Annotated in this window: 10 protein-coding genes; 6 read left to right on the top strand and 4 right to left on the bottom strand. The window is 72.8% G+C overall.

Annotated features, from left to right (window positions below; genetic code table 11):
- The first annotated feature begins 60 nt into the window (after positions 1–60).
- The gene (locus tag OG897_RS09110; RefSeq protein WP_266654609.1) at positions 61–1,818 is read left to right on the top strand and encodes an NAD+ synthase; all 1,758 of its coding nucleotides are present in this window, start codon (positions 61–63) and stop codon (positions 1,816–1,818) included.
- 78 nt (positions 1,819–1,896) lie between these two features.
- Here the strand turns inward: OG897_RS09110 and OG897_RS09105 are convergent, their stop codons facing one another.
- Positions 1,897–3,042 carry an endonuclease/exonuclease/phosphatase family protein gene (locus OG897_RS09105; protein WP_266654607.1) on the bottom strand — a complete coding sequence of 382 codons (1,146 nt, stop codon included), beginning with the start codon at positions 3,040–3,042 and terminating at the stop codon, positions 1,897–1,899.
- Between the two features lie 314 nt (positions 3,043–3,356).
- Here OG897_RS09105 and panB point away from each other — a divergent pair, with 314 nt between their 5' ends.
- From panB to OG897_RS09090, 3 genes are all read left to right on the top strand, one after another.
- Positions 3,357–4,289, top strand: a complete 933-nt coding sequence (gene panB, locus OG897_RS09100) for a 3-methyl-2-oxobutanoate hydroxymethyltransferase (protein ID WP_266654605.1) — start codon at positions 3,357–3,359, stop codon at positions 4,287–4,289.
- 290 nt (positions 4,290–4,579) lie between these two features.
- Complete coding sequence (locus tag OG897_RS09095) at positions 4,580–5,590, top strand: ATP-binding cassette domain-containing protein (RefSeq protein WP_266654603.1); 1,011 nt, start codon at positions 4,580–4,582, stop codon at positions 5,588–5,590.
- Entirely contained in the window at positions 5,587–6,444 is an 858-nt protein-coding gene (locus OG897_RS09090) for an ABC transporter permease (protein WP_266654600.1), read from the top strand. The genes OG897_RS09095 and OG897_RS09090 overlap by 4 nt, the downstream gene beginning before the upstream one ends.
- A gap of 37 nt (positions 6,445–6,481) precedes the next feature.
- Here OG897_RS09090 and OG897_RS09085 read toward each other — a convergent pair whose 3' ends face one another.
- Together OG897_RS09085 and OG897_RS09080 are read right to left on the bottom strand one after the other, a co-directional pair.
- Complete coding sequence (locus OG897_RS09085) at positions 6,482–9,880, bottom strand: BTAD domain-containing putative transcriptional regulator (RefSeq protein WP_266654598.1); 3,399 nt, start codon at positions 9,878–9,880, stop codon at positions 6,482–6,484.
- A gap of 358 nt (positions 9,881–10,238) precedes the next feature.
- Positions 10,239–10,844: a hypothetical protein gene (locus tag OG897_RS09080; RefSeq protein WP_266654596.1), complete on the bottom strand. Its 606-nt coding sequence runs from the start codon at positions 10,842–10,844 to the stop codon at positions 10,239–10,241.
- A 93-nt stretch (positions 10,845–10,937) separates the two neighbouring features.
- Between OG897_RS09080 and npdG the strand changes: the two genes are divergently transcribed.
- Together npdG and OG897_RS09070 are read left to right on the top strand one after the other, a co-directional pair.
- Positions 10,938–11,657 carry an NADPH-dependent F420 reductase gene (gene npdG / locus OG897_RS09075; RefSeq protein WP_266654594.1) on the top strand — a complete coding sequence of 240 codons (720 nt, stop codon included), beginning with the start codon at positions 10,938–10,940 and terminating at the stop codon, positions 11,655–11,657.
- Positions 11,658–11,762: 105 nt separating this feature from the next.
- The gene (locus tag OG897_RS09070) at positions 11,763–11,954 is read left to right on the top strand and encodes a hypothetical protein (protein ID WP_266654592.1); all 192 of its coding nucleotides are present in this window, start codon (positions 11,763–11,765) and stop codon (positions 11,952–11,954) included.
- 13 nt (positions 11,955–11,967) lie between these two features.
- On the opposite strand, the gene OG897_RS09065 is transcribed toward OG897_RS09070, so the two are convergent.
- The gene (locus tag OG897_RS09065) at positions 11,968–12,774 is read right to left on the bottom strand and encodes a site-2 protease family protein (RefSeq protein ID WP_266654590.1); all 807 of its coding nucleotides are present in this window, start codon (positions 12,772–12,774) and stop codon (positions 11,968–11,970) included.
- Positions 12,775–12,795 lie beyond the last annotated feature (21 nt).

The raw sequence follows: 12,795 nt of genomic DNA, 5'->3' as shown, positions 1-12,795 counted from the left end.
CAGCTCCCCGAGGCACGTACGCCAGGACATCGCGTCAAGTAGACGATTAGAGTGGCGTACGTGCCTCAACTACGCCTGGCCCTCAACCAGATCGACTCCACCGTCGGCGACCTCACCGGCAACGCCGAGGCGATCGTCCACTGGACCCGGCACGCCGCCGACCAGGGCGCGCACCTGATCGCCTTCCCCGAGATGGTCCTCACCGGCTATCCCGTCGAGGACCTCGCCCTGCGCTCCTCGTTCGTCGAGGCGTCCCGGGAGGCCGTGCGCGCGCTCGCGGCGCGGCTGGCGGACGAGGGGTTCGGGGACGTGCCGGTCGTCGTCGGGTACCTCGACCGGTCCGCGCAGGCCCCCGGGCGTTACGGCCAGCCCGCCGGGGCCCCGCAGGACGCCGCCGCCGTGCTCTTCGGGGGCCGGGTGGCACTGTCCTTCGCCAAGCACCACCTGCCCAACTACGGCGTCTTCGACGAGTTCCGCTACTTCGTGCCGGGCGACTCGCTGCCCGTGATCCGGGTGCACGGCGTCGACGTCGCCCTCGCGATCTGCGAGGACCTGTGGCAGGACGGCGGCCGGGTGCCCGCCGCCCGCACCGCCGGGGCCGGACTGCTGCTGTCGGTCAACGCCTCGCCGTACGAGGTGGACAAGGACGACACCCGCCTCGACCTGGTGCGCAGGCGGGCCCGCGAGGCCGGGTGCACGACGGCGTACGTCGCGATGACCGGCGGTCAGGACGAACTCGTCTACGACGGCGACTCGATCGTCTGCGACCGGCACGGCGAGGTGATCGCCCGCGCCCCGCAGTTCAGCGAGGGCAGCATGCTGCTCGACCTGGACCTGCCCGCCGCCTCCGACGACCCGGTCACCGGCGTCGTCGACGACGGGCTGCACATCGACCGCGTGGTGCTCCAGGCCGAGCCGCTCGCCCCGTACGACGCCGAGCTGGCCGGGGGCTGCGCGGAGCGGCTGGAGGACGCCGAGGAAACCTACACGGCGCTGGTCGTGGGCCTGCGCGCGTACCTCGCGAAGAATGGATTCGGCTCGGTCCTGATCGGGCTCTCCGGCGGCATCGACTCCGCCCTCGTCGCCGCGCTGGCCTGCGACGCGGTCGGCGCGCAGAACGTGTACGGCGTCTCCATGCCGTCGAAGTACTCCTCCGAGCACTCCAGGGACGACGCCGCCGAGCTGGCCCGCCGCACCGGGCTGCACTACCGGACCGTCGAGATCGGCCCGATGTTCGACGCGTACATGGCGGCGCTGGGCCTCACCGGGCTCGCCGAGGAGAACCTCCAGTCGCGGCTGCGCGGCACCACCCTGATGGCGCTCTCCAACCAGGAGGGCCACCTCGTCCTCGCCCCCGGCAACAAGTCCGAGCTGGCGGTGGGCTACTCGACGCTGTACGGCGACTCCGTGGGCGCGTACGGCCCGATCAAGGACGTCTACAAGACCTGGGTCTTCGAGCTGGCCCGCTGGCGCAACAAGGCCGCCGAGGAACGCGGCCAGACCCCGCCGATCCCGGAGAACTCGATCTCCAAGCCGCCGAGCGCCGAACTGCGCCCCGGCCAGGTCGACACCGACGCGCTGCCCGACTACGACGTCCTCGACCGGATCCTGGAGCTGTACGTCGACCGGGACCAGGGTCTGGAGGCGATCGTCCGGGAGGGCTTCGAGCGGGCGCTGGTCGCCAGGACGCTCCGGATGGTGGACACGGCGGAGTACAAGCGCCGCCAGTACCCGCCGGGGACGAAGATCTCGCCGAAGGGGTTCGGCAAGGACCGCAGGCTGCCGGTCACGAACAGGTGGCGGGAGGGGGCGGGGTAGGCCCTGGGGCACCACGCACGCCGGAGGGGCCGCCCGCGTGGATGCGGGCGGCCCCTCCGGCGTGCGTACGGCTCGGGGCTAGAACGTGACCCGGGCGGCGATCGGCAGGTGGTCGCTCGCCGTGCGCGGCAGCGTCCACGAGGACGTCGGCTCGACGCCCCTGACCATGATCTGGTCGATCCGCGCCATCGGGAACGCGGCGGGCCAGCTGAAGCCGAAGCCGTCGCCCGCCGCGCCCTGGGTGGAGCGCATCTGGGCGGTGATGCCGTTGAGGGCGCGGTCGTTCATGGTGCCGTTGAGGTCGCCGAGCAGGACGACGCGGCGCAGCGGCTCACGGGCGATGGCCTCGCCGAGCGCGTCGGCGCTGGCATCGCGCTGACCTGCGGTGAAGCCCGCGTTGAGCTTGACGCGTACGGACGGCATGTGGGCGACGTAGACGGCGATCTCGCCCTTGGGGGCGGCGACCGTGGCGCGCAGGGCACGGGCCCAGCCGAGCCGGATGTCGACCTTGCGCACGTCGGTCAGCCGGTACTTGCTCCACAGGCCGACCGTGCCCTGCACCGAGTGGTACTTGTACGTCGCCGCCATGGCCTTCTCGTACCCGGCGAGGCGGTCGCCCGCGATCTCCTCCAGGGCGACGACGTCGGCGCCGGACGCGACGAGGGTGGCGACGGTGCCCGCGGGGTCGTCGTTCTCGGCGTTCACGTTGTGGGTGGCGACGGTGAGGTCGCCGCCGGGTGTCGACTTGTCGGTGTAGAGGCCGCCGAAGATGTTGATCCAGACCACCGCGGGGAGGATCAGCACCACCAGCGCCAGCGCGGAGCGGCGCAGCAGCGCGAGAACCAGCAGCAGCGGGATCGCCAGGCCGATCCAGGGCAGGAAGGTCTCGGTGAGGCTGCCGAGGTTGCCGACGGTGTTGGGGATCTGCGCGTGGAAGACCATCACCACGGCGAGCAGTACGGCGACGACGGCGAGGAAGATGCCGCGACGCCAGATGCGGGGGTCGCCGCGCCAGCCGTCGGTCAGGCGGCGGAGGGAGGAGCGGGGTGCGCCGGTGGAACCGGTGGCGCCGGCCGCTCCGGTGGAGCCGGGGGCTCCGGCCTGGCTGCCGGAGGTCGTTCCGTCGGTCCGGGCGGGTTCGGAGTGCTGGGAGGGATCGGAGTGCTGGGAGGGATCGGCCCTCGGCCCCTGGTTCCCGGTGTCCGGCCTGTACGCCTGCGCCATTCCGCTGTCCTCACTGCCTTGCCCGCTTGCCTTGCTCGTACGCCGTTCCCGCCCCGCCCCTGACCCTAGGCGATGACCGTGACGCATCTCCGCCGCCATCCAGGATGGTCGTACTGCGGGAAGGACGACGGGGTCAGGTGAGGGGTTCCGGGTGTGGCCCCGGAACCCGGGGCTGTGACGAAACGCGCACAAAAGGGCAGGTGGGGAGGGTCTTGCGACCTCCCACTTCCCGAGGGCGGCACGGGATGCCACCATGGATGCGGTCCGGAGACGCCGTAAGGGCGCTTCGAGATGACGAAGGAGCCGTATCAGCCATGACGCTTCAGGCTGCCCAGAACCCTGCCCAGGACTCCGCGCAGACCACTGTGCCGGACACCGCGCAGGGCACCGCGCCCGAGGGGCGCACCTCCCCGCAGGCCGACCCCAAGGCCCTCTACGGCGGGACCGGCACGCGCCGGATCACCGTCCACCAGATCGCCGCCGCCAAGGAGCGCGGCGAGAAGTGGCCCATGCTCACCGCGTACGACGCCATGACGGCGTCCGTGTTCGACGAGGCCGGAGTGCCGGTGCTGCTCGTCGGCGACTCGATGGGCAACTGCCACCTCGGGTACGAGACCACCGTGCCGGTCACGATGGACGAGATGGCGTTCCTCTCGGCCGCCGTCGTCCGGGGGACCCGGCGCGCGATGGTCGTCGCGGACCTGCCGTTCGGCTCGTACCAGGAAGGGCCCGTGCAGGCCCTGCGCAACGCCACCCGGCTGATCAAGGAGTCGGGCGTCGGCGCGGTCAAGCTGGAGGGCGGCGAGCGGTCCCTGCCGCAGACCGAGCTCCTGGTCGCCTCCGGGATCCCGGTGATGTCCCACCTGGGGCTCACCCCGCAGTCCGTGAACACGCTCGGGTACCGGGTCCAGGGGCGGAGCGACGAGGCCGCGCACCAGCTGCTGCGGGACGCGAAGGCCGCGCAGGACGCGGGGGCCTTCGCCCTCGTACTGGAGCTGGTTCCGGCGGAGCTGGCGGCGGAGGTGACCCGGAGCCTCTCGATCCCGACGATCGGGATCGGGGCGGGGGCCGACACCGACGCGCAGGTGCTCGTGTACACCGACATGGTCGGGCTGACGGGCGGGAAGGTGCCGCGCTTCACGAAGCAGTACGCGAATGTGCGGCAGACGCTGGGGGATGCGGCGAGGGCGTTCGCGGAGGAGGTCGCGGGCGGGGCCTTCCCGCGCGAGGAGCACACCTTCCACTGAGGCCCTCCGGGGGTTCGGGCGGGTGGGGCGTGGTGCGCCCCGCTCGTCCGCCCCGTCGGGCGGCACCCGGGTTCGCCTGCGGCGGGGCTGATGTCGCTGCTGGGGGCTACGCCCCTCGCCCCCTGCACGGCTCCGCCGCGCGTCCTCAAACGCCGGACGGGCTGGAATGGGTCCGCCCGCGCTTCCTCAAGCGCCGGACGGGCTGATCTGTCGGTGACTTGTCGGCGGGGCCGGGGCCCCGCCCCGCCTCTGTCGGCCGATTGTCAGTGGTGCCTGCTCCACTGTGGGACATGACGCGACACGACAACGCACCACACGCCATCGAGGTCCGCGGCCTCGTCAAGCACTACGGCGAGACCAAAGCCCTCGACGGCGTCGACCTGGACGTCCGCGAGGGCACCGTCCTCGGGGTGCTGGGACCCAACGGAGCAGGCAAGACCACCCTCGTGCGGTGCCTCTCCACCCTCATCCGCCCCGACTCCGGCACGGCCACCGTCGCCGGTTACGACGTGGTCCGCCAGCCCCGCCAGCTGCGCCGCACGATAGGGCTGACCGGCCAGTACGCCTCGGTCGACGAGAAGCTCTCCGGCTGGGAGAACCTCTACATGATCGGGCGGCTGCTCGACCTGTCCCGCAAGGACGCCCGGAAGCGGTCGGACGACCTCCTGGAGCGGTTCTCGCTCACGGACGCCGCGAAGAAGCCCGCCGGGCAGTACTCCGGCGGCATGCGCCGCAGGCTCGACCTGGCCGCGTCCATGATCGGGCAGCCCGCCGTGCTGTACCTGGACGAGCCGACGACCGGCCTCGACCCCCGCACCCGTAACGAGGTGTGGGCCGAGGTCCAGCGGATGGTGGGTGAGGGCGTCACCGTCCTGCTCACCACGCAGTACATGGAGGAGGCCGAGCAGCTGGCCAGCGAGCTGACCGTCATCGACCGGGGAAAGGTCGTGGCGGAGGGCCGCGTCGACGAGCTGAAGGCCAAGGTCGGCGGGCGCATGCTCCAGATCCGGCCGTCCGATCCGGCGCAGTTGTCCGCGATGGCGGACGCGGTCCGCGTGGCGGGCCTGGACGGGGTGGCGGGCGCGCAGGCGCCGGTCGAGGACGGCCTGCTGTACGTGCCGATCCTCAGCGACGAGCAACTGACCTCCGTGGTCGGCCTGTTGGGTGCGCAGGGCTTCGGGATCGCCGACATCGGCACCCATCTGCCCAGCCTGGACGAGGTGTTCCTGGCGATCACCGGCGAGAAGAGCAGCGAGAGCGACGCGCTCCGCGACACGCAGAAGGAAGAGGTAGCGGCATGAGTACGGCCACACTCACGAAGCCGGAGACCGGGCAGCCCGGCCCCACGCGGCCCGCCGTGGTCGAGAACGCCGAGGGCCGGATCGGCCTGCGCGCCAACCTGCGGCACATCGGCGCCCTCGCCCGGCGCAACACGCTCCAGATCAAGCAGGACCCGGAGTCGATGTTCGACGTCCTGTTCATGCCGATCGTCTTCACCCTGCTGTTCACGTTCGTCTTCGGCGGCGCGATGATGGGCAAGGGCAACCAGGACGCGTACGTGAGCTATCTGGTGCCCGGCCTGATGGCCATGATGGGCATGAACGTGTCGATGTCGGTGGGCAGCGGGGTCAACGAGGACTTCCAGAAGGGGATCATGGACCGCTTCCGGACGATGCCCATCGCCCGGTCCTCGGTCCTCATCGCGAAGATCGTCGTCGAGGTCGGCCGTCTGCTGGTCGCCTTCACGATCCTGCTGATCGTCGGCATCATCCTGGGCATGAGCGTCGGGACCTCCTGGCTCCACGTGCTGGCGGCGGTCGGTCTTTCGCTGCTGTTCGGCGCCTCGCTGATGTGGATCTTCATCCTGATCGGGCTCACCGTGAAGACGGCACAGGCCGTGCAGGGCATCGCGATGATCGTGCTGATGCCGCTCCAGTTCGGCTCGTCGATCTTCACTCAGACGTCGACGATGCCCGGCTGGCTGGAGACCTTCACCGACTACAACCCGCTGTCCAACCTCGCGGACGCGGCCCGTGGCCTGTTCCAGGGCGGCGTGCCGATCGCCCACGACGTGTGGATGGTGCTGGCCTGGTCGGCGGCGATCACGCTGGCGACCGCGCCGCTGGCGATCCGCAAGTTCCGCAACAAGACCTGACGGCCGGGCGGGAGGATCCGTACCCCCCGCGCCGCTCCTAGTCCTGCTCTTCCTTCCGGTACTCGTCGCGTCGCGCGTGCACCAGGGCGGCGGCCTCCTGCACGGAGAGGCCGCCGCCCTCGGCGTACGCACGGTCGTAGGCGGCGCCGTCGAGGCAGGTGCGGGTCAGCCGGATCGCGGTGTCGCGGCTGTCGGCCTCCTGCCTGTCGACGAAGTGGCCCTCGGGAAGGTGTGCCGCGTAGGCGCCGAGCAGCCTCGCGGCATCGGCCGCCAGGGACGCGCCAGCCCCGGTGGCGGGAGCTGCCGAAGCCGCCTCCGCCTCGGCCAGCCCCGCCAGCGATCCCGCCACCGTCATCAGGTGGACGGCGGGCATCTGCGGGGCGATCAGCAGCGACAGCGGGTCCTGGGCGCGGTCCAGCGCCCGCGCGCCGAGTACCAGCCCTTCCTCGTACGACGCGTCCAGGTTGGCCACCCAGGCGAGCAGGCCGAGCGAGAAGCCGTCGAAGATCATCAGGTTGCCGTTGTCGAAGTCGTCACGCAGCAGCGAGAACTCCTCCCTGGCCTCGGCCAGGCGGCCGGTGTGGGCCAGCCGCACACCGAGGGCGAGCCGGGCCGACGGGGCCGCTTCGAGCCCTGGCCCCTCCGGGTCGTCGAGCACGGCGCGCAGCATGACCTCGCCCTCCGCGCCGCCCACGTCGTCGCCGGACGCGATGAGCGCCCCGGCCAGCCGGGACCGCAGCAGCATGGTCTGGCCGCGTGCGTCCAGCTTCTCCACGTAGCCGATGGCGGCCCGGTACGCCTCGGTGGCACGGTCGTACTCACCGATCCGCTCGTACGCCTCGCCGCGCGCCGAGAGGGCCTCGGCCGCTCCGTACGCGTCGCCGAGCCGGACGAAGATCTCCAGGCTCTCCTCGGCGTCGCGGCGGGCGTCACCGAGCCAGGCCGCATGGTTGGCGAAGATGTTGGCGCGCATCTCCAGGGCGCAGGCCAGCTCCCAGTCGTAGCCGTAGTCGCGGCACGCCTGGACGGTCAGGTCGATCGCCTCGCGCAGCGGTTCGCCGCGCTCGGTGGTCATCAGCAGGGCCATGATCCACAGCGATCCGGGGGTGCGGCAGGCTTGCGGCAGGCCGGGCCGGTAGGTGGCGACGACCCTGGCCAGCCACTTCTTGGCCTCGGGGCTGAACCAGGTGCCCGCCCGGTGGTTCATGGAGACAAGGTTGAGGATCCGGACGCCGCGCCGGGCCTCTTCGAGCACGTCGGGGCGCATCGGCGGGGGCGCGTCGGTGCACTGCGCGAAGACGGGGGCGGCGGGTATGACGGGGCCCTCGCCCGCGAACGGGTCCTCGCTCATCCCCATGGCGGCCTCGGTCCAGTGGCGGGCGTCGCCGCGCAGGTCGCGGACCTGCCAGAACCAGGAGAGGGAGTGCACGAGGACGAGCACCTCGTGCTCGTCCCGGGCGGCGACGGCGCGGCGCAGGGCGGTGCGCAGGTTCTCGTACTCGTCCTGGAAGCGGTGCATCCAGTGCAGTTGCTCGTGGCCGCGCAGCAACGGCTCGCCGGTCCTGGCGAGTTCGCGGAAGTGCACGAGGTGGCGGCGTTCCGCATCGGGGCGCGCGCCGGACTCGGTGAGGCGTTCGGCGGCGTACTCCGCGACGGTCTCCAGCAGGCGGTAGCGCATCCCGCCGTCGGAGCCGCCGTGCCCCTCGGCGGGCGCGGCGACGACCAGGGACTTGTCCACGAGGGAGCCGAGCAGGTCGAGTGCGGTGGGCCCGCAGACGGCCTCGGCGGCGGCGAGGTCGCAGCCGCCGGAGAAGACGGAGAGCGCGGCGAGCACCTGGCGCTCCTCCTCTTCCAGCAGCCCCCACGACCAGTCGACGACGGCCCGAAGGGTCTGCTGCCGGGGCAGTACGGTCCTGGCGCCGCCGGTCAGCAGTCTGAACCGGTCGTCGAGCCGGTCGGCGATCTGACGCGGCGTCAGCATCCGTAGCCGGGCGGCGGCGAGTTCGATCGCGAGCGGCAGGCCGTCCAGGCGGCGGCAGATCTCGGCCGCCGCCTCCGGGTCGTCGTCGACGCGAAACCCGGGCCTGGCGGACGCCCCGCGCTCGGCGAGCAGCCGTAGCGAGACGGGTTCCGGCAGCGGGTCGACGGGGCGCACCAACTCGCCCGGTACGCCCAGGGGTTCGCGGCTCGTCGCGAGGATCGTCAGGCCCGGGCAGTGGGCGAGGAGGTGCTCGGCGAGGCGGGCGGCGGCGTCGATCAGGTGCTCGCAGTTGTCGAGCAGGAGCAGCATGCGGCGGCGGGCGCAGTGCTCGGTGAGGCGCACCAGCGGATCGCCGGTGTGCGGTTCGGCCACCCGCATGGTTTCGGCCCCGGCGCCGCGCAGCACGGTCTGGCGGGCGCCGAGCGCGGTGAGCACGGCGTCGGCCACGGCGTCGGGATCGTCGACGGGTGCGAGCTCGGCCATCCAGGCGCCGTCCGGCCAGGGGGTGTTGTCGGCGAGTTCGGCGGTCTCCTGCGAGAGGCGGGTCTTGCCCGCGCCGCCGGGGCCCAGCAGGGTCACGAGGCGGGCCCGGGAGAGGTCGCCCCGGATCACCTGGATGTCGGCTTCGCGGCCGACGAAGGAGGTCAGGCGGGCGCGGAGGTTGCCGGTGGGGGACTCCGGCCGGGCCGAAGGCACCGCAGGGGCCGGGGCCGGGGTAGGCGCAGTGTCCAGCAACTGGCCGTGCAGGGTGCGCAGTTCGGCCGACGGGTCGATGCCGAGGCGGTCGGCGAGGTCCCTGCGGACGGTTTCGTACGCGTCCAGGGCCTCGGCCGTGCGGCCCGTCGCGTGCAGGGCGCGCAGCCGCAGGGCCTGGAGGGGCTCGTCGAGGGGGTGCTCGGCGCACAGGGCGGCGAGCTCCGGAAGCACCTGGGGGGCGCGGCCCAGCGCGACGGCCCCCGCGAGGCGGGCGCGGCGGGCGTCGAGCCTGCGCGCCTCCCAGCGGGCCGCGTCGGCGGTCAGGGCCGGGAGGTCGGCGAGGGCGGGCCCGCTCTCGCTCTGCCAGAGGGCGAGCGCGTCGTCGAGGAGCGCGACGGCCTTCGCGGGGTCGCCCTCCGCGAGGGCCTGGACGCCTTCCGAGGTGAGCCGCTCGAAACGGTGCAGGTCGACGTCGTCGGGGTCGGCGGCCAGTGCGTACCCGCCGTGCAGCAACGCGACGGCGTCCCGGCCCAGCGCACGGCGCAGCCGCGCGATCAGCGCCTGGGCGGCGGCGGGGGCGTCGGCGGGCGGCGCGTCCGTCTCGCCCCACACCTCGTCGACGAACACGGACACCGGGACGGCCCGGCCCGGTCGCAGGGCCAGCACGGAGAGCGCCGCGCGCAGGCGGGAACCGCCGAGGGGGACGGCGGTTCCGTCGTCACGGAAGGCTCGGGCGGGGCCGAGGATCTGGTAGCGCACCGGCCCATTGTCGCCGGGCGGCGGGAAAGCCGGGCAATGGGCGGGCAATGGCCCCTCGGCGGAGGGCACCACCCGGCACGCCCCTACGGACGGCACGGCCCGGCACGCCCGGACGGCACCGCCCGGGGCACCCCCCGCAGACGGCACCACCCGGCACACCCCCGCAGACGGCACCACCCGGCACACCCCCGCGAAGGGGGCCACCCGGCACGCCCCTACGGACGGCACGGCCCGGCACCCCTGCGGACGGTGCCACCCGGCGCAGCCCCCGCAGACGGCGCCGCCGGGCGCACCCCCCGCAGACGGCACCACCCGGCACACCCTCACGGACGGCACACCCCCACGGGCGGGCCGCACCTCACCACCGCTCGGGCCCCGGCCCCATCAAACCCTCCACCACCTTCCACAGCCGCCCCCTCGCCCCCCTCGGTCCGCGCCCCGTGTTCTCCCCCGCCGCCGCGCTCACCAGGTGCTGGGCGGTGTCCAGGTCGATCTCGCCGCCCTCCGGCACGGACAGCGACTCGTGGGCGAGCGAGGGGAGTTCCGTGTCGGTGGCCGAGCCCGACAGGGCCAGGACCGTCGCGCCCGCCCGCCGTACGTCGTTCACCCTCTCCAGCAGGCCCGCGTCCGGGCCCCTCTCCCCCGACACCACCAGCAGCGTCTCGCCCCGGCCGGTGGCCGACAGGCGGCCCAGGCCGACCGAGAGGTGGGCCGGGTCGTGCGGACCGACTTCGTGGCGTACGAGAGTGGGGGCCAGGGTCGGCAGGCCCGACCAGGCGGCCTCGTCCATCAGGTGCGCGGCCAGGTGCCAGGGTTCGTAGGTCCGCGTGCCGACCAGGAGCAGGCCGCCGCTGCCGGGCGGCGACACGGCGGACCGGAGCACTCCGGCGAAGCGCCTCGTCGCCCCCAGCCATTCCGTACCGGCCAGGACCTCTCGCAGCAGTGCGACCCTCACGGCATCCATGCGCGCGAGCCTGCCGTGCGGGGCCAGGGCGCGTCCCGGCGTCGGGGTCGGCTCACCCGGACGAGGGGCGCTACCTGCAAGTAGGGTCGGGCCATGACTTCCACTTCAGAGAACTCCCCGGCCGAGGCCCCGAAGAAGCCCGTCAAGGACCCGTGGGACCTGCCCGACGTCTCCGGGCTCGTCGTCGGCGTCCTCGGCGGCACCGGCGACCAGGGGCGCGGCCTCGCCTACCGGCTCGCGCGGGCCGGGCAGAAGGTGATCATCGGCTCGCGGGCCGCCGAGCGCGCGCAGTCGGCCGCCGAGGAGCTCGGGCTCGGCGTCGAGGGCGCGGACAACGCCGAGTGCGCGCGGCGCAGCGACGTCGTGATCGTCGCCGTGCCGTGGGACGGGCACGCGAAGACGCTGGAGTCGCTGCGCGAGGAGCTGGCCGGCAAGCTCGTCGTCGACTGCGTCAACCCGCTGGGCTTCGACAAGAAGGGCGCGTACGCGCTGAAGCCGGAGGAGGGCAGCGCCGCCGAGCAGGCCGCCGCGCTCCTCCCCGACTCCCGCGTCACGGCCGCCTTCCACCACCTCTCGGCCGTCCTGCTCCAGGACCCGGCGGTCGAGGAGATCGACACCGACGTGATGGTGCTGGGCGAGGCGCGCGCGGACACCGACCTGGTGCAGGCGCTGGCCGCCCGCATCCCCGGCATGCGCGGCGTCTTCGCGGGCCGCCTGCGCAACGCCCACCAGGTCGAGTCCCTGGTGGCCAACCTGATCTCGGTGAACCGCCGCTACAAGGCGCACGCCGGTCTGCGCGTGACCGACGTATAAGGCGATCCGGGCATGGGGGACACTGGACGGGCCGATTTCGTACGCCTCCGTCCGCCGGGCGGTGCGCACGTCGTACGCCGTCCGTCCCGACAGGAGCCGTCCCCCATGCCCCGCCTCGCTCTGTACGCCCTGGTCGTCTGCGCCCTCTCGGTCGTCGCGGCCGTGGTCTCCTTCGTCGAGGGCAACCTGCTCGGGATCGTCTGGATCCTGCTGGCGGGCCTCTCCTCGAACATGGCCTGGTACTACCTGCGCAAGGCGAAGGCCGAGAAGGCGCACCGGGAAGCCTCGGCCGCCTGAGCACGGGTGGGGGTCAGCGCACGGCGCAGCCCGGGTTCGCCTCGCCCCAGAATTCGTTCCAGAACTGGAAGAGGTCGCGTCCGCAGTAGGTCTCCACCTCGTGCACGCCGAGCCCGCCGGTGATCGCGTAGATCACGTCGAAGAAGACCCGGTTCACCTCCGGCACCCACAGCAGGGCGAACACGAACAGCAGCCCGAAGGGCGCGTACGGCTCGATCTGCCGCCGGATCCCGTACGAGAGCCAGGGCTCGATGACGCCGTACCCGTCGAGGCCCGGCACCGGCAGGAAGTTCAGCAGCGCCGCCGAAACCTGGAGCAGGGCCAGGAAGGCCAGCGCGTACCGGAAGGGCCTCGGGACGCCGTCCAGCGCGTCCAGCCAGAACGGCGCGGTGCACACGATCGCGAAGAGGACGTTCGTGAGCGGCCCCGCCGCCGAGATCAGGCTGTGCTTCCACCGCCCCTGGATGCGTCCGCGCTCGATGAAGACCGCGCCGCCGGGCAGGCCGATGCCGCCCAGGATCACGAACACGATCGGCAGCACGATGCTCAGCAGGACGTGCGTGTACTTGAGCGGGTTGAGGGTGAGGTAGCCCTTCGCCCCGATGCTGATGTCGCCGCTGTGCAGGGCCGTGCGGGCGTGCGCGTACTCGTGCAGGCACAGGGAGACGATCCAGGCGGACGTCACGAAGAGGAACACCGCGAAGCCGGTGGAGGACGCGAAGTCCGTCCAGACTGCCCAGCCTGCGGCCGCCATGACGGCGACGATGCCGAGGAAGACCGGGCTGATCCGGCGCTCCCTGCGGCTGATGGCGGTGGTCATGGGGGCTGCTCCTGGGGTGGC

It is taken from the genome of Streptomyces sp. NBC_00237 (genome assembly GCF_026342435.1).
Classification (GTDB): Bacteria; Actinomycetota; Actinomycetes; order Streptomycetales; family Streptomycetaceae; genus Streptomyces.
This window is presented reverse-complemented; position numbering and strand designations above follow the sequence as displayed.

Bases quoted from the DNA above. Each gene is read 5' to 3' on its own strand.
- OG897_RS09095 (WP_266654603.1), top strand. From the start codon at position 4,580: ATGACGCGACACGACAACGCACCACACGCCATCGAGGTCCGCGGCCTC.
- OG897_RS09070 (WP_266654592.1), top strand. From the start codon at position 11,763: ATGCCCCGCCTCGCTCTGTACGCCCTGGTCGTCTGCGCCCTCTCGGTC.
- OG897_RS09090 (WP_266654600.1), top strand. From the start codon at position 5,587: ATGAGTACGGCCACACTCACGAAGCCGGAGACCGGGCAGCCCGGCCCC.
- OG897_RS09080 (WP_266654596.1), bottom strand. From the start codon at position 10,844: ATGGATGCCGTGAGGGTCGCACTGCTGCGAGAGGTCCTGGCCGGTACG.
- panB (WP_266654605.1), top strand. From the start codon at position 3,357: ATGACGCTTCAGGCTGCCCAGAACCCTGCCCAGGACTCCGCGCAGACC.
- npdG (WP_266654594.1), top strand. From the start codon at position 10,938: ATGACTTCCACTTCAGAGAACTCCCCGGCCGAGGCCCCGAAGAAGCCC.
- OG897_RS09105 (WP_266654607.1), bottom strand. From the start codon at position 3,042: ATGGCGCAGGCGTACAGGCCGGACACCGGGAACCAGGGGCCGAGGGCC.
- OG897_RS09065 (WP_266654590.1), bottom strand. From the start codon at position 12,774: ATGACCACCGCCATCAGCCGCAGGGAGCGCCGGATCAGCCCGGTCTTC.